Annotated in this window: 23 protein-coding genes; 1 reads left to right on the forward strand and 22 read right to left on the reverse strand. The window is 68.1% G+C overall.

Features of this window, described 5'->3' with window-relative positions; all coding sequences use genetic code 11:
- Positions 1–13 precede the first annotated feature (13 nt).
- The 21 genes from ACXJJ3_RS42050 to ACXJJ3_RS42150 form a co-directional block, all read right to left on the reverse strand.
- The gene (locus tag ACXJJ3_RS42050) at positions 14–547 is read right to left on the reverse strand and encodes a hypothetical protein (protein ID WP_458172124.1); all 534 of its coding nucleotides are present in this window, start codon (positions 545–547) and stop codon (positions 14–16) included.
- A complete protein-coding gene (locus ACXJJ3_RS42055) occupies positions 544–3,057 on the reverse strand; it encodes an ATP-binding protein (protein ID WP_458172125.1) in 2,514 nt (837 codons plus the stop codon). Before ACXJJ3_RS42055 ends, ACXJJ3_RS42050 begins: the two co-directional genes overlap by 4 nt.
- A complete protein-coding gene (locus ACXJJ3_RS42060; RefSeq protein WP_458172126.1) occupies positions 3,054–3,635 on the reverse strand; it encodes a hypothetical protein in 582 nt (193 codons plus the stop codon). Before ACXJJ3_RS42060 ends, ACXJJ3_RS42055 begins: the two co-directional genes overlap by 4 nt.
- A gap of 2 nt (positions 3,636–3,637) precedes the next feature.
- Positions 3,638–3,889 (reverse strand): hypothetical protein, encoded by a 252-nt coding sequence (locus ACXJJ3_RS42065; protein ID WP_458172127.1) that lies wholly within the window; start codon positions 3,887–3,889, stop codon positions 3,638–3,640.
- A gap of 17 nt (positions 3,890–3,906) precedes the next feature.
- On the reverse strand, positions 3,907–5,214 hold the full coding sequence (locus ACXJJ3_RS42070) for a conjugal transfer protein (protein WP_458172128.1): 1,308 nt from the start codon (positions 5,212–5,214) through the stop codon (positions 3,907–3,909).
- A 263-nt stretch (positions 5,215–5,477) separates the two neighbouring features.
- A complete protein-coding gene (locus ACXJJ3_RS42075) occupies positions 5,478–7,112 on the reverse strand; it encodes a hypothetical protein (RefSeq protein ID WP_458172129.1) in 1,635 nt (544 codons plus the stop codon).
- Positions 7,113–7,186: 74 nt separating this feature from the next.
- Positions 7,187–7,585, reverse strand: coding sequence for a single-stranded DNA-binding protein (locus ACXJJ3_RS42080; RefSeq protein WP_458172130.1), 399 nt, complete (start codon positions 7,583–7,585; stop codon positions 7,187–7,189).
- 97 nt (positions 7,586–7,682) lie between these two features.
- Positions 7,683–7,973 (reverse strand): ParB family protein, encoded by a 291-nt coding sequence (locus ACXJJ3_RS42085; RefSeq protein ID WP_458172131.1) that lies wholly within the window; start codon positions 7,971–7,973, stop codon positions 7,683–7,685.
- Between the two features lie 426 nt (positions 7,974–8,399).
- The gene (locus ACXJJ3_RS42090) at positions 8,400–9,026 is read right to left on the reverse strand and encodes a hypothetical protein (RefSeq protein ID WP_458172132.1); all 627 of its coding nucleotides are present in this window, start codon (positions 9,024–9,026) and stop codon (positions 8,400–8,402) included.
- A gap of 71 nt (positions 9,027–9,097) precedes the next feature.
- Positions 9,098–9,871, reverse strand: a complete 774-nt coding sequence (locus ACXJJ3_RS42095; protein WP_458172133.1) for an ArdC family protein — start codon at positions 9,869–9,871, stop codon at positions 9,098–9,100.
- Between the two features lie 33 nt (positions 9,872–9,904).
- Positions 9,905–10,120, reverse strand: a complete 216-nt coding sequence (locus ACXJJ3_RS42100; RefSeq protein ID WP_458172134.1) for a hypothetical protein — start codon at positions 10,118–10,120, stop codon at positions 9,905–9,907.
- Positions 10,117–10,455: a hypothetical protein gene (locus tag ACXJJ3_RS42105; protein WP_458172135.1), complete on the reverse strand. Its 339-nt coding sequence runs from the start codon at positions 10,453–10,455 to the stop codon at positions 10,117–10,119. Before ACXJJ3_RS42105 ends, ACXJJ3_RS42100 begins: the two co-directional genes overlap by 4 nt.
- Positions 10,456–10,500: 45 nt before the next feature.
- Positions 10,501–11,214, reverse strand: coding sequence for a hypothetical protein (locus ACXJJ3_RS42110; protein ID WP_458172136.1), 714 nt, complete (start codon positions 11,212–11,214; stop codon positions 10,501–10,503).
- Entirely contained in the window at positions 11,211–11,567 is a 357-nt protein-coding gene (locus tag ACXJJ3_RS42115; protein WP_458172137.1) for a hypothetical protein, read from the reverse strand. Before ACXJJ3_RS42115 ends, ACXJJ3_RS42110 begins: the two co-directional genes overlap by 4 nt.
- A complete protein-coding gene (locus tag ACXJJ3_RS42120) occupies positions 11,564–11,797 on the reverse strand; it encodes a hypothetical protein (RefSeq protein ID WP_458172138.1) in 234 nt (77 codons plus the stop codon). Before ACXJJ3_RS42120 ends, ACXJJ3_RS42115 begins: the two co-directional genes overlap by 4 nt.
- Before the next feature lie 410 nt (positions 11,798–12,207).
- Complete coding sequence (locus tag ACXJJ3_RS42125) at positions 12,208–14,391, reverse strand: type IV secretory system conjugative DNA transfer family protein (protein WP_458172139.1); 2,184 nt, start codon at positions 14,389–14,391, stop codon at positions 12,208–12,210.
- Positions 14,384–15,181 carry a hypothetical protein gene (locus tag ACXJJ3_RS42130; protein WP_458172140.1) on the reverse strand — a complete coding sequence of 266 codons (798 nt, stop codon included), beginning with the start codon at positions 15,179–15,181 and terminating at the stop codon, positions 14,384–14,386. Before ACXJJ3_RS42130 ends, ACXJJ3_RS42125 begins: the two co-directional genes overlap by 8 nt.
- Positions 15,182–15,599: 418 nt before the next feature.
- Entirely contained in the window at positions 15,600–17,372 is a 1,773-nt protein-coding gene (locus ACXJJ3_RS42135) for a hypothetical protein (RefSeq protein WP_458172141.1), read from the reverse strand.
- Positions 17,373–17,643: 271 nt separating this feature from the next.
- The gene (locus ACXJJ3_RS42140) at positions 17,644–18,009 is read right to left on the reverse strand and encodes a hypothetical protein (RefSeq protein WP_458172142.1); all 366 of its coding nucleotides are present in this window, start codon (positions 18,007–18,009) and stop codon (positions 17,644–17,646) included.
- Positions 18,010–18,255: 246 nt separating this feature from the next.
- Complete coding sequence (locus tag ACXJJ3_RS42145; protein WP_458172062.1) at positions 18,256–19,239, reverse strand: hypothetical protein; 984 nt, start codon at positions 19,237–19,239, stop codon at positions 18,256–18,258.
- Positions 19,239–20,195, reverse strand: a complete 957-nt coding sequence (locus ACXJJ3_RS42150) for a ParA family protein (RefSeq protein WP_458172064.1) — start codon at positions 20,193–20,195, stop codon at positions 19,239–19,241. The genes ACXJJ3_RS42145 and ACXJJ3_RS42150 overlap by 1 nt, the downstream gene beginning before the upstream one ends.
- A gap of 214 nt (positions 20,196–20,409) precedes the next feature.
- On the opposite strand from ACXJJ3_RS42150, the gene ACXJJ3_RS42155 reads away from it, so the two are divergent.
- The gene (locus ACXJJ3_RS42155) at positions 20,410–20,703 is read left to right on the forward strand and encodes a hypothetical protein (protein ID WP_458172065.1); all 294 of its coding nucleotides are present in this window, start codon (positions 20,410–20,412) and stop codon (positions 20,701–20,703) included.
- Between the two features lie 288 nt (positions 20,704–20,991).
- On the opposite strand, the gene ACXJJ3_RS42160 is transcribed toward ACXJJ3_RS42155, so the two are convergent.
- The gene (locus ACXJJ3_RS42160; protein WP_458172066.1) at positions 20,992–22,431 is read right to left on the reverse strand and encodes a ParB/RepB/Spo0J family partition protein; all 1,440 of its coding nucleotides are present in this window, start codon (positions 22,429–22,431) and stop codon (positions 20,992–20,994) included.
- Between the last annotated feature and the right edge of the window lie 227 nt (positions 22,432–22,658).

A 22,658-nucleotide genomic window follows, 5' to 3' on the forward strand; every position in this document is an offset into this window, starting at 1 on the left:
AGGCGTCGGCGGTTCATGAGGCACCTCGTCTTTCACCGAGCGTCGTACCGAGCGGGTCTCCGGTGGCCATGTCGTCGGAGTTGGCGTCCTCGGCCTGGTCGACCAGCCACGAGCCGTCGGGCTGCTTCATCATCCGCAGCGCGTCTCTGCTCGGCGTGGATCCGCCGGTGGTCAGGTGGTACTCGACCAGGACGCCGACGCCTTCGGCGAAGTCCTTCGTCGTCACGACCTTCGGTTCGTCGGCCTTGACGTTGCGGTCCTTCAGGTACGCCCGGTCCTTCTCGCAGGCCTCTTGGCTGGCGTCGCGCTGCCGCTCTGTCTCCAGTCGGCACACGGTCGCCGGGTCGCCGACGTTGATCGCGTTCACGTAGGCGATGGCGGTCTCGTCGCGACGGTCGACGGTGTGCTGCTCGGCCCTGTTCGTGAGGAGAAAGAACACCAACAGCCCGGTGCCCACGAACAAGACGATGGGCAGCACGACCAGCAGGAGCAGTCGCCGGCGACGGCCTGCGGCTGGGTCCGCATACGCGGGAGACTCAGCGTTCACGCTGCTCCGCCTTCCTCGTCGTAGTCCTGGTCCTCGTCGAAGTCGCCCTGTCCGGTGTCGGGGTTGGTGTTGAGCTGCGCCGCGATGGTGGCGTCGGGGTACTCCCACTGGATCGTGGCGACCTCGTCGTGCCGGTCGCGCATCAGGCAGTGCCCGTGCCGGATCGAGCGATCAGGGTTGGAGTTGATACTGCCGATCAGTTCACGGGTGCTCGCGTTGTTGGGCAGCCCGAGCAGCTCGGCGGCGCCGGCCTGCTGGGCAGGGGAGCGCAGCGAGAACACGAATACGGTGGTGACCTGCTCGACGAGGCCGGGGTTGTTGGTGATCGTCACGGCGTCTTGGGTGTCGAGGACCAGGCTGGTGCCGAAGGCCCGGCCCATCCGCGCGATGTTGTTCAGGAACGCGGCACCGTCGGAGGTCCGGGCGAGCAGGTGCACCTCGGGAATGCAGATGACCTTCGGCCGCCGGCGGAAGACCTGGCTGCCGCTCGTGCTCACCATCCAGGTGAGCACTCCCCGCAACGCGGCCATGCTGACCCGCTCGAGCGCGCTCCACTGCTCGGGGTTGCTCTCCGGGTCGGGCAGGGTGAGTCCGGGCATCTGAACGAGCCACAGGCCCGGGTCGGTAGTCAGCGGCGCAGCCTCGGTGACCGGACCGGCGACGATGCTGCCCAGACCGTCTTGGGTGAGGGCGTGCAACGCCCGGCCCAGCCGCGCGGCGGCTGGGTCTTCGGTGTTGTTCTTTAGGCGCTGGATGACGCCCCAGGATGTGGGGTACTGCTCGGCGGCGGACTCGGCCCGCACGGCTTCCACCAGCAGCGACTCGGCGCCGTTGCGCAGCTCACGCGGAGCGATCAGGGTCAGCTGCGCCGGGACGTGGAGAATCGCCTCGTCCGGTGGCAGGAACCGGAACAGGTCGGCGGCCCCGGAGTGCTTCGGTGAGATCCGGGTGACGTTGGAGGGAATGCGGTAGTCGCGGGCGGCGTCGACAACGCCGGCAAGGTCGCCCTTGAGGTCGAACACGACCGTCCACGCCGACATCATCGCGGCGTCCAGGGACGACAGCATGATCGCCGTCGACTTGCCGCGGCCCGATCGGCCGATCATCACGGTGGTGGTCGCATCACCTCGGGCGGATCCGGCGGCCACGTCGTTGCGTACGATCCCGGGAGTGCTGCCGGTCAGGACGCCGATCGCCGGGCCGTCATTGTCACCAACTCGGGATCCGCACCAAAACGATGACCCGAAGAACGCGGCCGCCTCGCGGACGTGGCCGAGATCGGTGATCCGCAGCCGATCGCCGGCAATGCTCTCCAGCCACAAGTCCCGCTGCTCGTTGGCGCCGACGTTGACCGTGATACCCCGCTCGGCGAAGTGCTGAATCACGGCGTCGACGTGGACCTCGAGCTCAGCCCGGTTCGTGGCCGTCACGATCAGCCGCGGGTGGTCTTCCACCAAGGTGATGCCGTCGCGCCTGATGTCGCGCTGGATCTGGCTCATCACGTCTTCGGTCTCGGTGATCTCTTCCGACGGCACTCCGGCCGAGCCCTGTGCGGCGCTGCGCGCCTGCTCCTTGGCTGACTGCTTGGCGTCGTTGACCAGCTTGCCGGCCGTCTTCGGCCGCAGCACGGTGAACCGCACCGACGCGTCCACGTTCACGGAGTGCTCGCCACCCTCGCCATCGATGTACGTCACATCGGACAGCGTTTTGAGCCATTCGCCCGGACCGGGTACCTCGAGGACCTCGTCGAACTCGTCCATGGTCAGAACGCAGGTGTAGGCGACGACCTGGTCTTCGACGTCGAAGATCTCCAGGTGGTCGCTGTACGGAAGCGTCTTGCCGGCCGCCAGCCGCGCCAGCGGCGCCCCGGCGACGGTGCCGGCCTTCGGCACCGCCACCGCGTCGCGGTGCATCTCCCGGGCGATCATCCAGGAGATCTCCTCGACGCTGGCGAGCCTGGCCTGCCAGGGCGATTTGGCCAGCGCCTGACCGATCTTGATCACGCTGCCGCTCAGGTGATTCAGCTCTTCCCTCGACACCTGGCGGGTGTTGGTCGCGAGAGCCTCTGTCACCACGCCCGGCAGTACCGCCGATGTGCGCGGCTTGCGGTCGGCGATCTTCACCCCGAGCAGCACGTAGCGCTGCGGGAGCTCGTCGGCGTCGATGCGCGCGCCTCGAAGATCCGCCCAGGCCTCACCATCGCCGTTGACGAACGACGGGGACACCTCTTCGGCGTAGCCAAGGCCGGACACCCGGCCCCAGACGACCTTCAGATGACACTCGCGCTCGGCGAGGTAGCGCATGGCGAACCGGACGACGTCGTCCAGCTCTGAGTCCCGCATCCCGTCGGTCGACATGTCGCTGTTCTTGGTCGGGATCAGGTACCACGCTTCGGCGCGGTGTTCGCTGATCAGCAGGCCGTCGGCGGCGGCGACCAGCTTCGGTGGCGGCTGCACCCGGTCTTTGCCCAGGCCCAGGCTCGCCAGTCCTCTGTTCAGCAGGCGGTTCATGATCGGGCTCCTTGCGATGTACGGCGGGCGAATCGGGCCCGGGCGGCGGCGATCTGGTCGGCGTCAAACAGCCGGACCCGCTGGTCGAACTCGATCGGCGCCGCGGCGGGCAGTCGTTGCCGGTCCGAGCGGTTCCGGGTCCGGTCCCACGGCGTCCGGGGGTCCTGGCGGAAGTCCAGGAAATCCCAGACCGCCTCGATCGGGAGCCGTTCCCGCAGCGGGATCATCTCTTCGCGGGTCGCGGCTCGGGCGCCGAGTGAGATCACTGGTCGGTGACCGGCCAGCGCGTAGCGCAGCTGGATCAGCCACTCGGTGATCCGCCTCCGGCGGCCGGCGTGACTCGGGCTGTCCTGCCACGCGACCCAGGCGAAAACGCCGGGCGGCAGTAGGTAGACGAGAGCCTCGTACTTGTTCGGGAACCCCAGGAAGGGTGCCAGCACAGCGATCCACACGATGAACGCGACGATGGTCAGGCCGAGTTGCTTGCGCGGGGCCCCTTCGCCGAGATCGATGTCGAACAGGTCGTACTGACGTGTCTCCAGGCTGAGGTGCTTGGTGAGCGTCCTTCCCTGGCGCATCGTCAGCTCGTCCCTGCGATCAGGTCCCAGAACGACCGCAGGATCTGCAGGAACACGTTGTTGGCGTAGACGATCCCGAACACGAGCACGCCGGCGGCGAGGTGCCCGAACAGAGTGCCCCACTCCCGCTTGGCGTAGTACTGGATCGAGCGGACCGCCATGATGGCGATGAAGAGGTTGCCGCAGACGAACAGGACGTAGTCCTTGGCGTCCGCGCCGGTCGGCGCGGCCATGACCACCAGTTGGGCAAGCATTGTTATCTGTTCCTCCGTTAGTTGTTAGCGATCTCGGCGACTTGCCAGCGCTGTGTTCCATCTGCGGCCGTCGAACGCAGCAGGGTCAGCCGGTAGTCCTGGTTCAGCTGGGTTCCGGTCCCCGGCAACTTCCACGTCACGGTCGCGAGGGCGGTCCGGCGATCACTGTTGCCGGTCTCAACGGTCCAGGTCTTGAGCTCTTCCAGCTCCACCTGGCCGCCGAGGCTCTGGATCCCCGAGCTCGGCGCGGCGATCGCAGCTGTTGCCTCGTCGCTGGTGCCGTACGCGCCGAAGAACGCTCGCGCGTCCGATTCGGTCGACGCGGTCAGATCCGGGTCGGGTTCGGCAGTCGCCGTCTTGCTGGTCGCTCCCGCGGCCGAGGCTTCGGCGACGAACGCCGGCGCACCGGACACCACCACTCGTGCTGCGCCGACCTCGACCGGGACGGACAGCCGCCGCCACACCGAGCCCGACGCAGTCCACTTCTGTCCGGAGCCCTTGAACGGCGTGATTCTGGCCAGCACGATCACGTGCGCCTGCTGGCTGCTGGTGACCTCCACCTGGCCGGGATAGACGGCTGCGACAGTCTGTACGCCTTGCCCGTTCCAGCCGCTCGAGGCGTCAAGGCCGGCGGCCAAGTCGAGCGCTGTGGCCTTCGCGCGGGCGTCGCGGGCTCGCTCGTCCCACGTCAGGTACGACGTGGTGAACCGGGCCGCGACCTGTGTCGCCTCACCGGTGGGAAAGGTGGTGGTGGCACCTTGGACGACCTGCGGGCCGTCGAGACCGTACGGCCAGATAATGGAGCGCACCCCGATGATGCACAGCAGCACCACGAGGGCGAGCAACAGGTAACGCAGGGCTCTGGCCACGATGCTGGTCGGCTTCTCGTCGACGACCGTGAAGACGGGTCGTTCCTGCCGCAATCCGCTTGGGCGGCTCCGCGTTCCCGTGTCCGCCTCGGAGACACGCCGGCTCTCAAAGGGCTCCGGGTGCTCCTCGACCGTGCCGTCGGGGTGGAAAGTCACGGCCCCACTGCCGATCGGCTCGTGAGCATTCACGCGGACCGGCTGGCCGAGGTTGCGGGCGCGCTCCGTCACCTGCTGGATGGCATTGGCCCGGCGCGCGTCGACGTCGGCACCCTCCAGGACGTAGGTGGTGCCGGCGATCTCCATCCGCGGGTGTTCTCCGTGCAGGTACACCTCCACGGCGGCCTCGCCTGCAGGGGCCTCATCCGCGGCCGCGTCTCCGGCCTGCTGCTCGGCCTCGTAGGCCTTCCAGCTCCACCCGGTCGGCGGCAGCGCCAACAACTTCCGGAACGCCTTCACCTGCCCGTCCTCCTTGCTCGTCGCATGCCGCTGGTAGCGGCGGCTTCCCGGATGGGTCCGGGTTCCTGGAAACTGCGCGGGGAGGCGATCCCGTCGTAGCCGGCCGCCGCTCCCCTCGGCTGCTTCGCGCACCCGGTGAGGACCTGCGACGGCTTCCCCGTTGTTGCCTTCGTCAACCGTCGTACGACGCTGACCATATGTGACCGCGTCGACACTGCCCGGATGATTTCTTGGGGTCCGGTCAGCTGGGCCGCTGCCGCCGTTCATGTGGCCTCCGCCGGGCGGGGCTTCCTGGTGGGCCGGATGTCGTGCTCGATGAGGTCGCCCCATAGCCCGACGTCGACGCGGCGAGTGACCTCGTCGGCGACCAGGTCGAGCGGGATCGTGGTCACTGCGATGTCGGCGCCGATGTCGTCGCCGGCCTCGGCACGCACGCGGCGCTCGATGGTGGCGGCGATCGCTGCGCGGCGCTTGGCTCGCAGCTCGTCCTCGGCCCGCTGTTCGGCGGCGGCCTTGTTGTCCTCGCGGACGATCCGCAGGGATTCGTGCATGCCGTAGCCGTGTTCGACGGCCAGGCGGCGCGCCTGCGCCGTGACCTTGGGTTCGCGCAGCCACTGCATCAGCCCGTACACGGGTGCCGGGCGGGACATCATGCCAGCGTTGCGCAGTACGTCGCGTCGGCGCGCTTCGGAGTACAGCAGCCAGAGCAGGTAGGCGAACACGGACAGACCGGTGAAGCCGATCGCCGGCGTCCAGTCGCCCCAGTGCCCGACCAGGTTGAACCCGGCCGCGACCGTAGCCGCGGCGAACGACATGATACGGAAGCCGGTCGCCCGCTCCCCCAGCCGACGCCGCAGATCCGCCGCGTACGCGGTGACCACACCTCCGAACTCGAGCACAGCGAACGCGGGAGCCACCACTGCGGCCATTCCCCAGACCGGCCAGTTGTCGGGGAACGGGATGTGCTCGACCCCGGCCCAAACCTGCCCGGTGAGTGCGCCTGCGGCCGCGACGATGTAGAACCCGTACATCAGGTTCCGCAGGGTCTCGTGGTGCTTCTCGGTCACAGTCGACGCCAGCACTTCGGCCGCTTCCTGATTCTCGGCCGCTCGCCGAATCGACGGCGCGGACTCGATCGCGGCTGCGACCCGCTGGTCTGCGTCGACCTGCACCCGTTCGAGCTCGGCGCGAGCCTGCTGCAGCTGGGCTTCGGCCTGCTCCTTCAGCTCCTGGACCTGGCCCTCATGCGCGGCCTTCAGCTGGGCGAGCTCTACCGCGGCCTGCTCCTCACTCAGCCGTTCCCGCTCGGCCGAGGCACCCTCGAGGCCGGCCAGCTGCCTGGTGGCCTCGGCCTTCGCGGCCGCCGCTTCGCTGCGCGCCTGCAGTACCTGAGCGTCGGCAGCCGCGCGGATCTCGCTGATCTGCCGTTCGTAGTCAGCCTGCACCTGCTCCACCTGAGCTGTGGATTGGCGCTGGGCTCCCTTGAGCCGTTCCGCGGTGGCTCCTTCTACCGCAGCCACACGCCGGTCCGCTTCGGCCCGGGCGTCCGCGATGGTCTGGTTCGCCCACTGCTCGATCCGGGCCGCGTTAGCCTCGGCCGCCCGCTGGGCCTCCACAGCCAGCCCCCGCGCCTGTTCGGCTCGCTCGAGGTCAGCGGTGAGCTCGCCGACGGTGTCGACGGTCTCGCCGGCGCCGTCGTCGGCAATCCATCCCTGGAGCCGCATCTCTTTCATGCGGTCGCGGCCCCAGCCCCGGGACTTGCCGAACTGGTCGCCGACCTCCTGCTGCGTCGGCAGATGCTTGTTGTTCTGGTTGTACTCGAGGACCCAGCGGTAGGCGGCCTCCTGGAGCTCGGCGGTGGTCATCGCGTCGGGGTTCTTCGTACCGGGTTCAGGCACGATGGAAAGATCGGCCTGGGTCATGAACTGTCCTCGTCTCGCTCGGGTGAAGGGGCGGAACCGGCTCCGCGGGGCTAGTTTTGGTCTTCCCACTGCGGATCCGCCGGCTGCGTGACGCTGCGGGACTGCGTGTGGCTGCGGGGCTGGTCGCCGAGGGCGAGCCCGACGTACCGCGCCTGGATCAGTCGCCGGCTCTTCTTCTCCTGGGATGCCTGGTCGACCCACTCGTGGTTGCGGATCTCTCCGACGACGATCACCTTCGCGCCAGCGCGAACCTCGGCCGCAACGGCCTTCGCCTGCTCGCCCCAGATCTGCACCGGCCAGAACACTGGGTCGGTGCTCTGCCAGGCGCCGTTGCCATCGCGGTAGCGGTCGCTCACGGCGATCCGGAACTCGGTGACGGTCTTGTCGGTGGTCGTGGAACGCATCTCGGGCGCCCCGGCGATGTTGCCGATGAAGGTGTGATCGGTCATGACGAAGTCCTCTCGGAGTAGCTCGCTAGCTGGTGATGTGGGGTGGTGCGGTGGCCGCGAGTAGCTCCGAGGTGATCCGTGCGGATCCGGCAGGCTGCTACTCCACTGCCTTGCCGGGTCGGGCCGGTCGCCCTCGTCCCCGGCCGCGGGCCGATTCCGGCGGCGGTGGGAACGGCCGGCCGTTGTTGTACTTCTCCTCGAGCCGGGCCACGTTCTCCAGCACAGGCCGCAGGATGAAATCGCTCAGGTCGGCGTACCCCTCTTGCCGGCCGACGTGGAACTCGCAGTTCCGGATGCGTGAGTCCTCGTCCTCGTCGTAGATCCAGGCCTGGATCCGCCACTTCTCGCGTGGCTTCTTGGCGGGCGGGTTCTCGGAGTGGTCGCTCAAGGCGGTGGGTCTCTCTAGGTGGAGCGCCTCCCGGCGCTCGGTCTTCACTAGTCTCCATTGTCTCTCTTGTCTCCGATCCAAGGTGGGACGCTAGCTGGTGCGCCAGGTCCTGGTCGCGGTTTTCGGTCGAAATTGCATGTTGTTGCAACGGGTCGCGCTCTGGCTCAGTCGCGTCGCCGGTGGTAGTGGCAGGGGCGCGGGAGGCTACGTCACCGCTGCCCCGGTCCCCCGTGCATGGGGTCAGCCGCCCGACGTCGCCGGCCACCCGCGGACCGACCCTGAAGGGTTCTTCTCCTTCCGGGCGGGTGTTCTTCGACTGGCTGGTTTTCCAGCCAGGCCGGCCACCGCGCGACAGCATCGGAGCTGAGGGGCTCAATGCCCCGAAGATTCGACTACCGCCGCGCCGGGTGCCGTTCTGCGCCCTCCTCACGCCGCACCTTCTTGCCTGGGGTCGATCGCCGCGAACACCCGTGCAGCCCTGATCTCGGCCCTTGCGGTGGCGATCTGGCCTTGTGCCCGGGAAATGTCCTTGCGGGCCGCCCGGATAGTCGCGGCACGGGACGACGTGACCGCCTTGATCGCCGCCTGCGCGGCAGTCAGCCGCAGCTCGTAGTTCTCCGGACAGCTCAGCCAGTGATAGGCGAGCGCGTCCACCACGAGCGCGGTTCGCTCGGCCGTCGCGTCGGGGGCGGTCCCGCGCGGGTTGATCCGCCGTACGTACATCCTGCGGCCGGTCAGGCGTTCGCGGCGCAGCTGCGCCAGGCTTACGCCCACGGTCCCGATGAGCTGCACGCCGTTCACGCACGGCAGGTCATCGCGCGGCTTCCACTCGCTGTAGTACGGATCTCCACCGGCCCGGCGTCCGAACTCGACCCGCAGCCGGTCCGAGTCCTGGTCTATGACTCCATCCCGTTCCCCGACGAGTGGCTCGACGCCTAGCACGAACACACCGGCCACGCGGGAGGCCTCCACTTCGTACGTGGTGACGCCGTACCGCCAGTCATGGGCGAACTTCGCCCGGATGACGCCGACGTCGGCGGCTGCGATGTTCACGCGCTCCACGGTCTGTTCCTCTCAGCGTGTGGGGGTTGGCGCGCCCGGCCCCGTGACCGGGCGCGCCTCAGTCAGCGGACAGTGATGGTCGGGACCTCGTCGGCCGGGTCCTTGCTGGACTTCCGGGCGGCTCGGCGGGCCGTGCCTTCGGCGGACTTCACGACCGCGATAGCGGCGATCTCCTGCGCGAGCTGCGCCAGCACCTCGGCCGGGTCGGCGTCCTCGGATACCGCGATGCTCGCGGCCTCGTGGTCGACCTCGACCCCGGCGACCGGGAACACGTCCTCGGCCCAGACGCTCACGTTGTAGCCGTACCGGTCGGCCTGCTCCGCGAGGTTCTGCAGCAGCATCGCTGCGCCGTCCTCGTCGGTGATCGCGTCGAACTCTTCCGGGCCGTCGGTCTGGGAGATCTCGAAAACCGACGTGATCCGGAAGCGGGTTTTCCCGCCGTCCTCTTGTTCGGCGGCGTCATCGCGGGGAAGCACGATCGCTTCCACGTCGTCGGCCGACTCCTTCGCGCTGTCGCGGCCGACCGGCTTCACGATCTTCAGACTCTTCTCGCCGTCGCGGACTTGCCGCCCTCGGGCCTGCCAGCCTCGGTAGCTGTCGACCTCGTGCAGGGGCATCCCCCGCTCGGCGGCCTGCTTCATCAGCAACCCCTGATTGCGCAGGCTGTAGGACAGCAGGCGGCTGCCGCCGCCGATCAGGGCCGCGACCCGCGCGCCGAGCTCGGGATCCCTCAGAGCCGCATCGGCATCCGCGGCTAGAGCGGCGTCGCGCTGCTGCGCGGCCTCGCGCTGCTCAGGGGTCGAGGTCCTGCGGGCCTTGCGGCGGGTCTTCGTCATCGTGACAGCCATTCCCTTTGTCTCTCTTGTCTCTTAATTCCCGTTGATGAGTTCGTCGGTGACCGCTTCGCGTGCCCTCCGGACCTGGCCCAGCTGCAGGTATTCCCGATACGCCAGCACTTCGCCGCGCGGCGTACAGTGCGCGTGCTTCCGCATGCCCTTGCGCGTGCGCTTGAGCGCTCGTTCGGCCTTCGCGAGCCGCCGTTCGGCCGCGCTCCTCCGGGGCAACAACCACCCCGGCCGCCTCACGCCTGGACCTCTTCCGGCTCGATGTGGCGCGGCGTGCCGTCCTGCCACTGGTCGGCCTGGTGGCGCTCGACGCCTTCGGCGTAGCCGTGGACGAATCCCCAGAACTCAGCCGAGCCGGTGCCGTACCGCTGCGAGGGCGAGCCCTCGCTGTACCGCTCCGCGGCCTGCCGGGCCGCAGACCGTACGAACGTCTCTGCGCCGTAGTTGCTGCCTTCGGCGGCAGACATGTTCGCGTCCAGCCACCCGGTATTGATGCCGTGGGCGTGAGCCTCGGCGCGGGCCTCTTCGGTGCTCGCGGCCGCCGGGGCGGTGATGGTCTGCGGCATGGTCGGCATCTCCTTTAGTTTGTCTCTCTTGTCTCTTATTATCTCTTTTGTCTCTTAATGAGTCAAGGGGTTTGCGGGGGTGATTCGGTGGGCGTAGGCGAGATCTTCGCGGGCCTGCAGTCGCCAGGTGTCGCCGATCTCCGTTACGAAGGGGTGCAGCTGACTGCTGGGCTGGGTGACGGCTTCGGTGCTGACCCACTGCGCGACATGGCGGCCTCGCATGCACTCCCCGCGTGCGATCACCTTGAACTGTGTTCCGTGGTCGGTGACGATGTCGCCCGCGTTGAGTTCGCTGTAGTGGACACGCTGGGTCCTGGGCGGGCCTTGGATCGCGGCGGCCATGTCGTCGAGTAGTAGCCGGGCGTCGATGTCGTGCCAGTGGCCTTGTTCGTCGGCCTCGGCGTAGCGCGTGCGGTCCTGCTCGGCCTTGGCGAATAGCTCGGCGACCTTCGCGGACTCGCGTTGCAGGGCGTCATAGTTCCTCAGGCACTGGGCAAGCGCCGCCGCGTCATACGGCTGGAAGGGGGCCGTCAACGGTGCCGGGGTTCCTGTGCAGTGGTTCACCCAGGTCTCGTATCCCGCATCGAACGCGGCACGGAACGCGCCCTCGACCGTGTCGGTCTGGTACTGCCGCTTTTCGCCGTTGGGCAACGGCGGTTCGACGAACGTTGCGTTGGTCGTGCGGGCCTGGTGGTGTCCGGCGGCGCGGCCGTCTGCGCTGGCGAGGTCGAGCGCGCGTTCGTGGGCGCGGGCCTGGTCGGTGGTCATTTCGCGTTCTCCTCGCTGCTGGTCACGGTCCCGGGGTTCTGGCGGCCGGCCTCGCCGCCGTCGTTCGCGGGCTGGGTCTCGACGGTGATGAACACCCAGGCCGCAAGGTGGCTGAGCTCGGGGCTCTGGCTGGTGGTCCGGCGGATCGCGTCCATGAGGTCGGAGGCGTCGACCTCGCAACCGGAAACGAAGGCGGCGAACGTCGCCCCCACTCCCCCGGGCGCCTGGTACCAGCTGGCGATGGTGACGGCAGCGGCGTCGCTGATCACCTCGCGCTGATCGTTGCTGACCTGCCACAGCTCGGTTTCGAGGTCGGGCGACAGGAGTTGCTGGGCGCGTACCTGGATCTTCACCGATCGCCCCGCTCTTCGCTGTCGTCGTCGAACCAGTCCAATCCGGCCTCGCGTACCAGCTGCTCGGCCTCCCGGTACAGCTCTTGGGCCCTCTCGCGGACCCGTGCCGCGCCCGCGGGATTGTCCGCGTCTTCCAGTACCTCGGCGTCGTAGTTGACCAGCCGGTCGGCGGCAGACACGAGGTCGGTGACCCGGCGCTCGATCTCGTCGTTGCTCTGCTCTGTGCTCATACTGAAAGTTTACTGCACTTAATCTTTTTAAGCAAGCTTAAAAGATTGAAGTGATGTTAGTCACGGTGGTTTTTCGTGACAGGGGCCTGCCAGTTTGAAGGGGTGTCTCTCGTTGGTCAGGTGCCCCCTGGGGAGCGCGCCGAGTGGTCGCCCGGAAAGGGTGTGCCCGACGGAGGAGGGATCGAGCGCAGCTCGACCCTTGGAGGGTGGCCGCTCGGTGTGCTCGACTTCGTCCACCTGATCGGCGAGAGACACACCGGCACTTCCCCGGCTCTCAGCAGGTTAGGGCGGGGTCCGGGGCAGAGCCCCGAGTAGTTCGCCGTACCAGCGCCGGCCCGGCGCCGTACGCGTGCAGCCAGCCCCGGCCCGGCGGCGTCCGTGTGGTCGCCGCCGGCGCCTGGAGCTGGTGGCTAGCTGGGTGGTTGGGTTGGTCCGTCGTCGTCGGCCTGGACGACGTCGCCGAACAGTTCGGCGAGCTCTTGTGCGGTTGGCTCGTTGTCATCATGGTCGACATGCCGGCCACCGGCGCGCTCCGCCGGCGCGGTCTCGGGCGGCCGGGCAGTCGACGTAGTGGCCGGTTCCGGATCCGGAATCGGCAGCATCGCTGGGTCGGACCGCGGTACGTCGACCGGCCTTACCGGCTGCCGGGACGGGATCTGGTCCGCGGGTGCTGGCGGCAGTTGCGGTGCCGGCGCGATGTCCACGAGCGCCTCGGCCTTGGCCGGGTGGCCCAGGACGACGATCGCTCGGCCCTGAACGAGGGCCTTGATCTCGTTCGGGTGGACCACGAACTCGTCGACGGCGCGCAGGCTGCCGACGCCGGTGGCAGCGGTTTTGGTGCCGAGTACGTCGGCGTCGTCGGAGACCTGGAGGGTCTCCTTGTAGACCTGCCGGGTCCCGATCCACTTGGCCCAGTCGTCGGCCGCCTGGCCTTTCTGCTGGTGGAGGATGATGACGTTGCCGTTGGTCTTGACGGCTTCCTCGAACTCGGGCGACACCACGCGCAGGTCGGCGACGCTCTGCGTGGAGATCGCGGCGATGATGCCCGCTCCCCTGGCTCGGGCGTAGAACGCCTCGAGCGCCGCGCCGCCGAGGGCGGAGAACTCGTCGACGACGACGAAGCAGCTGCGGCCGGTGTAGCGGAACCTCTCGGCCTGCAGCCGACCGCCGATACCGGTCAGGTCCTGGAGGGCGAGGTTCCCGATCCGCCGCGCGGCGGCCTTGTCGGTCGCCGCGTCGAGGCTGAACACGACGTAGTCGCCGGCCATGATCGCCTCGTACAGGTCGAGGCCGTTCGGCTGGTCGACCAGGACGGCACCCGCAGCGCTTTCGGAGATCGCGGCGTAGCGGTGGTAGATGCCGCTGAGCGACTGGACGAAGTTCTTGTCGTCGGCGCCCTCGACGACGACGAAGTTGTTGATCAGCTCGGCGGTCCGCGGGGACAGTTCGGCGATGATCCGCTCCATCCGGTTCGGATGGAGAAGCCGGACCAGGTCGGGCAGGTCACGTCGCCAGCGGCGGCGGTGGCCGCCGTCGATCAGCTGGACCTCGTTGTCGACCAGGTCGACCAGCGCGCGGCAGGCGAGCTGGAGCCACCGGGTCCCGACGGCCCGGTAGTACGGCTCGGAGAATCCGCCGTCGGCTGAGGCGTCTTCCGACTGGATCAGCTTGTTGCTGATCTCGTCGGCGGTGCCGTGCTTCAGGGGGTTGTAGGTGCTGGTCGCGTTGCGGCCGTCCAGCGTGATGACGTGGAGCCGCTTGCCGGCGGCCGCCGCCATCCGGCGGCGGTCCTCGATCACGTCGACGTCGCCCTTGAGGTCGAACATGATGTGCGAATTGGCCAGGTGCCGAGCGGACTCGGCACCGGTCAGGACCCAGGTGAGCCGGTTGATCGTGGTCGTCTTCCCGAACCCGGTCGGGCCGATGACAAGCAGGTGCAGCTGGACGGCGGCGCCGGCCAGCTCGAACACGGCTGCATCGGAGATCCGCGCGCCGATCCGGAGCCGCAGCTCCGCCGTGCTCCGCGCCGGCGCCGGTACGGCAGCCGTCTCCGGATCGGGCCGGTCGATGGCAGCCACAGTGGCTGCCACGTCGGCCGGGTCGGCGATCGGCGTCACCTCCCGGAAGTCGGCGTTGTAGCGCTGACGTCGCCAAAGCACGAACAGTGCGATCGTCGCCGCCGCGCAGATCGCGACGGGCAGCTGCTGCAGGATCCACCACGGCCACCGATCGGCGGCCGTCGCACGCAGCGCGTCCAGCCGGTTCCCGGCAGCGACCGGGCCGGAGAAGCTGCCCCAGGCCTCGATCCACGGCTGGGCGTACAGCCGGATCACCGTGCCGACGACGACGAGTGTCGTCGGCACGAGGGACCACAGGAACCACCTGCGAGCCGGCAGGGCTCGGAGGGCTGGAACGCGGTTGGCAGCCACAACGGCTGCCACTGTCAGGATCCCGGCTACCGGGTTGAGCAGCGCCAGCACGGTGAAGACACCACGCCGGATCGCCTCGAGCTCAGTCGTCTCCTGGTCAACCAGGGTGCCGCGGCGTGGCAGCCTCGGCCGGTTCTCAACCTGCCCCCGCACTTGATCACTCACTGTAGGCATCCTCTGGTGGTAGAGCCCGTCCCGACGAGGTGGAGGTCGCAGAACGAGGAGAGATGTCGCGCCACTGCTGGACCGTGATTTTCCGGGGCCGCCCGATCTCGGCGGCCGCCTCATTCGCCTCGTCGGCCGCGGCCCGAACGGTGGCCGCGACCTGGGGCACGGTGTAGTACCGCACGCCCGTGATGTGGTCAGCGTAGATGTAGGCCATCATCAGCCGGACCAGTCGGCGACTGTCCTTCCTGGAGGCCTCGAGCTCGTGGGCCCAGGTCTGGCCCGCGGGCGAGACCGTGACCATGTCCGGGTACAGCCACCGCAGCGACCGGCCCGTGCCCATCAGCCGGACCGAGTACTTCGGGTCCTTCGGCTTCGCGTTGTCGGGCGTTTCGAGGTGGCGGATCTCCCGTTCCGTGAGGATCTGGAGGTTGGGTTTATCCACAGCCACCGCGCGGGCGATCGCGACCATCTCATGGTCGTGTCGGAAGTCGGCGAGGCGGGGTCTGACGACGCGCCCGCCGATGCCGGCGACTGTCATTCCTTCCCGGGTCAGGGCCCAGGAGCTGGGAAGGTCGTGGACCATCCGGTCGGAGGTCAGCAGGCCGATCTCGCGAAGTCCGCGCAGGCGCCGCTCAACGACCTTGAGCGGCGCCGACCGCCCACGCGCGGTGAACTCCTCGGCGACCTGCGGCGCAGTGGCTCCGCGCCAGCGGCCGAGCCACGCCAGCCACTCGACGTCCCGCTGCGTGACCTGCCAACGCTTCACCGCGCCCTGTATCCCGGCCACCGTCTCACCTGACCTCTCCAGCCGATCCCGGCCATCCGCCCGACTCACTCAAATTCTTTCATCTTTCCCTTATCTTTCCTTCCTTCCCTTGCTTTCCTTCCCTTATCTTTCCTTCCCTTTGCTTTCCCTTTGCTTTCATTCCTGTTCACTCAATCCAGACCAACTTCAACTTTCACAACACACAGTTCCTCTGACCCACACCCACCCCCCTTTCTCCTTGTTCCAGACCGACACCTCCGTCCTTGTCGTTGGAGGAGGGAGGTGTCGGTCTGGAACAAGGTTTGCCGCAGGTAGAAAGGGGGGTGGGTGTGGGTCAGAGGAACACCCCAGGAACGCTCTAGGAACACCCTACAGCAGCCCGGGACCTGTGGTCACGGGCTGTTTCTGATCGTTTTGACGCGCCGATTGGCGCGTGTTTCTAGGCCGCGAGCATCACCTCGCGGTCGTACAGCTCTGCTTCGGCCCAGCGGTCGCGCAGGAGCTGCCTGCGACGGTGCCGGTCCCAGGGCGTGAGGTCGTTGTAGATCGACTTCCACACCCGTCTTCTCAGGGTCCGGTCAGCCTCACTCAGGCTGTGCCACCAGCGCGCCCGCCGCTCCCGGTCGGCCGATGCTCGTTGCAGCGCGCAGCGCTCGCGGCCGACCTCCCAGTTGGCCCGGAAGCGGATCCGGTCGGCCGCCCGCTCGGCCCGGAACTGGGTCCGCTCGACGGCGTACTCCCGCCGCCGGCGGCGCCACTCGGACCAGCCGGCTGCAGGTGCCGCCGGGGTCCTCCTCGAGGCGTTCAGCTCCCATCGGCCGCGGCGGTGAGTCAGCAGACCGCGGCGGTTCAGCTCCTCCATCCGGCAGGTCAGTGACTGGCTTTGCCGGGTGCTCAGGTGGCCGTTCTTGGGTTCCTGGTATCCGGCTGCTCGGCGAAGGTCTGCCAGTGGTGACGGTCCTTCGAGGACGGCACTTGTCCACAGGCTCAGGCTGCCGGCGGGGAGGCCGACCCAGAGGGGGTGCGCGGGGGAGGGGGTGTGACTGCTCGGTGGGGGAGTTAGTGACCCCGTGGCGAAGTTGAGCGCCAGTAAGTTCGGCGCGTAGGTGTTCGCCCCACTCCCCTGCCCCTCCTCCTGGCCGTACGCGAAGCGGTCGACCAGGACCAGCACACCGGCACTGCACAGCCGTCTGAGGGCCTCTCTGCAGGTCTTCCGGTCGAGCCCGGTGTCCTCGGACACCGACCGCTCCGCGGCCGGCACAGCGGCCAGCGTGGGCCGCCCGTGCTCGCCGCCGACGGTCAGGTACTCGCTGACCACCGCCGCTACGTGCTCAGCGCTGTGCCGCTCCCTCGTCGACCAGCTCCCCCACGCCTCCCGGACCGCGCCGGCCAACGGCAACGTCAGCCAATGCCAGTCGTAACCCTCTGTAAACGTCCTCGGAAGGCGCGGTTGGCTGCCAGCAGCGGCCTGAGTGGCTGCCGTGGCAGCCGACCAGATGTAGGTCTCCCACCAGCCCTGTCCCTTGCCGCGGGCGCGGCTGCCAACGACGTGCAGCGGGTCAGCCAGAACCTTCCAGGCCTCCCCCGCGCTGTACCCGGCGGCCTTGAGCCGAGCAGTCGCGACGAGCTCACTGGCTGAGCGGTCGGTCTGGTACGTCGGTCCGGGGTTGCGCAGGCTGTGCCAGAACGCCGGAGAGAGTGCGAGGGGCTCCCCCACCTGCTCGATGCCGGCGGCCGTGGCGGCGGGCCGAGCTCGACGAGGCGTGGGCACGCCGAGCCGGCGGCTACCCCGGCCACCACGCTGTAGGTCAGCGAGCAGCTCGCTGACCTCCGCTGGAAGGTGTACCTGGCCGGTCGTCCGGTGAGGTGCCGACAGCGGCCGGAGCGTCGATCGCCAGTCGAGCTGAGTGGCCGACAGGCTCCACTCCCGGCGGAGCTCGAGTACCTGGTTCCGCAGGACTGGCAGCAGTTCGCCGGCGACAGCGAGCAGGTGCCAGCGCCCCGGTCCGCCGCCCGAGGGGCGGGAGCACCACCAGACCGAGTGGTCGTCGCACCACTGGGCCAGGTGGTAGAGGAGGGCGCCAGCAGCCTCGTCGTCGTCGAGGTCGACGTCGACGGCAGCCACGCCTGGCGCCAGCTCGGCGAAGTACGACGCGCCGAGCCCGGCAGCCAACGCCTTCTCTGCTGCGTCAAACGTTCGAATGGTGGCCACAAACTCGTTTGTCGAGTCGATCAGGCGCACTGGGGTTCGGAAAAGCAGGCGATCAAGCGCCAGAGCAGCCGACACGTCGGCGTCCGGAGCTTGCGGTTTCAGAGTCTCGTGAGACACTGAAACCGCAGCCGCCTGCGCAGGCGGCAGCACAACGGCCCTCCTTCAGGGGGGTCGAGCGGTGGAACCGAGCGAGGCAGGGCTGCGAAACTCAACCTCGTTCTCGGACTTCATGCGGGGCGGCTGCCATCAAGCAGCCGCCCCTATGTTGTTGTCAGCCAGTGGGCTTGAGCTGGCCAGCCTCCTTCGCGTAGTTCGACGACTCGGTGCTGCCAGTGGCAGCCAGCTGGCTGACGGCCTGGCTGTAGGCAGCCGGCCGGAACTCGACAAGCCGAGCTCCTTCAAACCAGTCCGGGATCGGGTTCTCGGGATCGAAGTCGCTGAGCACGCGCTCAACGACCTCCTTGAGCCACCACGCCACGGAGACGTCCATAGCGGTGGTCTGAGCAATGAGCTTCAGCAGGACTTCCGGCTCCAGGCTGGTGGCAACCCGACGAGGCGTCGTCGGATCTGCGAGGAAGTCCGCGAACGCTCCCCTAGTCGGGCTACCGGCCGGTCGGCCGAACTTTGCTGACGCCATGCCGGTCAGCATCGTGCATTTCGGAACAGAAGTGATGGCGACGCGCCGGGTTCCGTAACAAAAGTTCAGAGCGCCTCAGAGCAGGCTCAGAGCGGTCTTCTGGGCGCTCGTAGGCCCCGCCACCGGCCTGCCCAACGCCCTGGAGGTCGTTCATGGGGCCAGAACGAAATTGGCCAGCATTTGCGCTGTCGCAAATGCTGGCCAATTCGAGGCGGGGCAGAGTCCCGCAGGGGGTCTGTGCCGGGATCAGGCGTCGACGCGTTGACGGATCTCCTCGGACAGATAGCCGTGGTTCACCAGCCACTCGCTGAGCGCCGCATCGGCGATGTACTGCGGCGACAGTTCAGTGTCGTCCACGGCGGCGGTCAGCGCTTCGTCGATCTCGCTCAGGATCCGGACCGTGATCCTTGTCCGGTCCGGGCCGCGCGGGCGGCCGAGCCGCCGAGCCTTGACCGGAGAGCTGCTCGCTGCGCCGGCTCCCCCTCTATTTCCGCCAGCGGATTTGCTGCCTTTTTTGCTGGCCTTTTCGGCGTCTGCCTGGCTGCCATTTGCGCCAGCGCGGCTGCCAGCGCTCCCGCTGTCGCCGGGGCTGGCTGCCAGGCTGCCCATTTCGGCAGCAGTCTGGCTGCCATTGTCGCTTGCACTTCCGTCAGCCAAACCGCCAGCTGCGGGGCTGGCAGACTCGCTGGCGTTACTGGCAGCCGACGAGCTGGCCGCATGGCTGCCAGCTCCACCATTCTTACCGCTGCCTTTTTCGCCAGCCGTTTTGCTGCCCGTCCTGCTGTCGTTACCGCCTGCGGATTCGCTGACCTTACCGCTGGCCGCTGTGCTGGCCGATCCGCCAGCGCTTCCGCTGTCGCCGGGGCTGGCTGCCAGGCTGCCCATTTCGGCAGCAGTCTGGCTGCCATTGTCGCTTGCACTTCCGTCAGCCAAACCGCCAGCTGCGGGGCTGGCAGACTCGCTGGCGTTACTGGCAGCCGACGAGCTGGCCGCATGGCTGCCAGCTCCACCATTCTTACCGCTGCCTTTTTCGCCAGCCGTTTTGCTGCCCGTCCTGCTGTCGTTACCGCCTGCGGATTCGCTGACCTTACCGCTGGCCGCTGTGCTGGCCGATCCGCCAGCGTTCTCAGCAGCTGATCCGCTGCCCGGCGCCGTCGACACCACGGCTGCGGGGTCGACCTCGGCGTCTTTCGCTTTCTGCAGACGCCCCTTTCCCATGAGGGTCGACATCAGGCTGCACCTCCTACTGCGTTGAGCACTCGTGTGTATCCGTTGATGAGATCGCGGGCATCGGGGCTGTTAGCGGTGGTGATCGGGACGCATGCACCACGTGACTCCAGTCTCAAGACCCGCTGCGGGACTACGAAGGGGAGGACTGCGTCGCCGAACTCCTCAGCGAAGCGGCCGTCGAAGTGCTCGGCGAGGTTGGTTCGCGGGCCGACGCGATTTCGCAGCACGCCGACCTGAACCGGGGGAGTAGGGCTGGTCTGCGTGATGAATTTGTAGGTGCGTCGCGCTTCGAGGATGCCGTCGAGGCCGTCGGCGTCGAGGGTTCCCGTGTAGAGCACGTGCGTAGCCGCGAGCAGACCAGAGGCAACGAGCTTTCCGCCAGCGCGGGGTGGCAGATCGATGACGACGAGATCTACGTTCCCTTCGAGGATGCCCTCGAAGGCGAGCCGCAGCCGATGCTCGAGTCCGGGAGTGAGATCGGTCTCGCGGTGTGCGAGTCCTCGGACAGCGGCCATTACCTGGACGTTGGGCCCCCACTCCTCGCCGGCGGGTCGCAGCACTTCCGACGCGAGTCCGCGGATGTCGGGGAGCTCGTCGGGGTTCGCCTCAGGATCGACGTAGAGCAGCTCGTTGACGCCGAAACCGTCGGAGTGATCCGCGCCTAGTTCCTTGGTCAAGGTTGCCCGCGGATCCAGGTCGGTGGCCCATACGCGAAGCCCGCCCGCGGCGGCGACGGCGATGAGGCCGTTAGCCAGTGCCGTCTTACCGACGCCGCCCTTCTCGCTGTCGATGACCAGGATCACCGGGCGTTTGGCTCGCCAGACCAGCTCGACGGGCTCTTTCAGCTGCTTGCTCAGGAGGTCCCACAAACCTAGGTCAGTTGAGATAGTCACGCGCGCATCCTCTGGATAGTGGAGGTAACCCGCCAGCGAGTATGCCACCAAAACCGCCAGCATTACCGCAGGCGAATATGCCTGGGCGATGCGTCCGCGCCGGGCCGCCGCCGAGCCTGATCGCGGCGGTGCCGGGTGTCGCTCTGCTCGTGAGGTCGTCGACGGGGGATCGGAGGTCCCCCCAGGGGACCCGCGAAACCCACAGCGGCGCGCTGCGAGCAGCCCCTATGCTCGTTGACAGGAGCTGTTCTGCATCGACCGTTGGGGAGGAGAGGCCGTGTCTGATCACTGGGCTGTGCGCTGGCAGAAGAATGGACACGACCGGCTGTACGTGCACGGGCCTGACGGCAAGGTGGGCTGGGTCGATCTGACCAACGATCAGGTGCACGCCGAGACGAAGAGTTCTTGGTCGACGTCGGCTGATCGCGCTGTGGCCGAGTGGAAGCGCCGGGAGCAGTGGAGGGATCGTCCGTCGACGGCGGCGGCTGGTCCGGCGGACGCAGGGCTGGCGCCGGCCCGCCGCGGTTCCGGGCTCTTCGGTGCACTGCGCCGTGGGCAGGGCGTGCGCTGATCGCACGGGGCTACAGCCCTCGTGCTCCCTCCCCTTCTCCTACCTGGCTCTGCTCCTACGAGGGGCCAGGTCTGCGACCAGGCCAGCCACCGCGCGACAGCATCGAAGCTGAGGGGCTCAATGCCCCGAAGATTCGACACCGCGCGGTCGAGGGGCTCGATGCCCCCTCGACCGCGGTACCGCCGCCTGCCCGGCAGGGGTGATCGGTGCGAACGGGTTGGTGGTGACATGATCGGCAGAGTGGCCGGGACACTTCGGAAGTCCCGGCCACTCCTGTGCTTTCGACCGCTACGCGGCGGCTACGTCGTCCCCGCCGTCCTCAGTGGGGCTGTCGCTGGCCGCCTCTTCGGGCTTCACGGGGAGTCCAGCGGCCAGCCGCTCAACTCCGCAGGCCTTGTATCCCTGGTCGATGATGAACTGCAGATACCGCCGTTCGGCACAGCCGCCGTCGCCTCGCCAGGACATTCTGTTGAGGCTGTTCTCGTTGGCCGCCAGCAGCAGCCCGAGCATCACCATGGTGCGACGCCTGTCGCTAGCTCCTTCGATCAGCTTGAGCAGGGTTTCAGTGTTGCCATACATGCTGCCCATCGGGCCGCTGGCCTTGTCCGTGATGCCGAACAGGTCCGCTGCAGCTGGGTGGCGGCGTTCCAGGGCCTTGTACAGGTGGTGCGGGGCCCGGAGGAGTTCCTCCGCGATGAAGCTGAGCGCCGCCTTCGGCGTGCTCTTGCGCGAGAGGAACTCATCCCGCAGCCACTTCCTCCGAACCGATACAGCCGCATCCCACTCCTTGTTGCCCTCGACCACCCGGGCGCGCTCGACCCGGTTGGCCTCCTTCTGAGCGGCGAGCGCTGACTCACGTTCCGCCTCGTCTTCGGGGGAGGGGAGCACGGCTCCGTCCTCGGCGACGGTCGGACGCGGGTGACGCGACGGGTCCTCGCAGACCACCACAGGGAGGTAGCTGAACTTCTCCTTGGCGATCTCCTGGATTTCCTCGACGCCTTCGGGCAGTTCGGCGTCTTCATCGATCTCGGTGCCGTCGGCGGCTACCCAGACGTAGTCCTCTTCGAGGTAGACAGCGTGCGCCGGGCAGGCCTTGTGGGCTTCGGGGTCCAGCGGTGCCGCGTAGTGTCCCGGGATCTCGTTCAGTCGCTTCGCGGGCGCGTTCCAGCTGGGCCGGTCGATCACCTTGATCCCGGCAGCGGCAAGGGCTTCGAGCGCCTCCTGCCGGGTGGCCGCGCGCTCGTCGTCCAGCCGAAATCGCGACAGGACGTGCTCGAACTGGCCGGACTTGGCCGCGACCACGAGTGCTTTGACACGCTCCGTGTCGTTCGAGAACTCAGCCACGGCGGCGGCTTGGGTGATGTCCAGCTCGTACTTGTCACCGGCGGCCTGGGCGAGGGGCGACGCAGCAATGGCGCGGGCGGCTTTCACGTCGGCCGGGTCCATCTGCAGCCGCTTGGCGATCTTGTCTTCGGTGACCCCGTACAGCGCGAGTTGCTCGACCAGCGCCGCGTCTTCGCTCACGGTGTACCCGATGCGGTGGGTGTTCTCCGCATGCTGCCGGACCAGGCGCTCGATGTCGTCGGCAGTCTCGGTGCCTTCGTCACCGATGACCTCTACCGGAACGGTCGGCCGCTTGGCGGCGATCGCGGCCAGGGTGCGCCGGTGACCGAACTCGACCCGAAGCCTTCCGTCGGCGGTGCGGACGGCGGTGATCGGCTGCAGCACCCCGATGTCCTTGATGCTGGCAACCAGCTGCTTGTTCGGCTTGGCGTCGCGGGAGTTCTTGTTGAGCAGGAGTGTGCGCGGGTCGTGCTCTTCGACGGTGCGGGTTGTTGCCTCGGTCATGAAAACGTACTCCGTTCCGCCAGCTGAGGTGGGCCGTCAGCCTTGTCCGGCCGACCGTTGTTCGCCCCCTCCCTGGTACGGAACTTCGGACCCGTAAGCGGCTGCGG

Source organism: Kribbella sp. WER1, from assembly GCF_054189145.1.

What these genes read in the sequence shown, in the direction of transcription:
- ACXJJ3_RS42055 (WP_458172125.1), bottom strand. Translation starts at nt 3,057, where the DNA reads ATGAACCGCCTGCTGAACAGAGGACTGGCGAGCCTGGGCCTGGGCAAA.
- ACXJJ3_RS42060 (WP_458172126.1), bottom strand. Translation starts at nt 3,635, where the DNA reads ATGCGCCAGGGAAGGACGCTCACCAAGCACCTCAGCCTGGAGACACGT.
- ACXJJ3_RS42065 (WP_458172127.1), bottom strand. Translation starts at nt 3,889, where the DNA reads ATGCTTGCCCAACTGGTGGTCATGGCCGCGCCGACCGGCGCGGACGCC.
- ACXJJ3_RS42080 (WP_458172130.1), bottom strand. Translation starts at nt 7,585, where the DNA reads ATGACCGATCACACCTTCATCGGCAACATCGCCGGGGCGCCCGAGATG.
- ACXJJ3_RS42095 (WP_458172133.1), bottom strand. Translation starts at nt 9,871, where the DNA reads ATGACGAAGACCCGCCGCAAGGCCCGCAGGACCTCGACCCCTGAGCAG.
- ACXJJ3_RS42105 (WP_458172135.1), bottom strand. Translation starts at nt 10,455, where the DNA reads ATGCCGACCATGCCGCAGACCATCACCGCCCCGGCGGCCGCGAGCACC.
- ACXJJ3_RS42110 (WP_458172136.1), bottom strand. Translation starts at nt 11,214, where the DNA reads ATGACCACCGACCAGGCCCGCGCCCACGAACGCGCGCTCGACCTCGCC.
- ACXJJ3_RS42120 (WP_458172138.1), bottom strand. Translation starts at nt 11,797, where the DNA reads ATGAGCACAGAGCAGAGCAACGACGAGATCGAGCGCCGGGTCACCGAC.
- ACXJJ3_RS42140 (WP_458172142.1), bottom strand. Translation starts at nt 18,009, where the DNA reads ATGGCGTCAGCAAAGTTCGGCCGACCGGCCGGTAGCCCGACTAGGGGA.
- ACXJJ3_RS42145 (WP_458172062.1), bottom strand. Translation starts at nt 19,239, where the DNA reads ATGTCGACCCTCATGGGAAAGGGGCGTCTGCAGAAAGCGAAAGACGCC.
- ACXJJ3_RS42150 (WP_458172064.1), bottom strand. Translation starts at nt 20,195, where the DNA reads ATGCTGGCGGTTTTGGTGGCATACTCGCTGGCGGGTTACCTCCACTAT.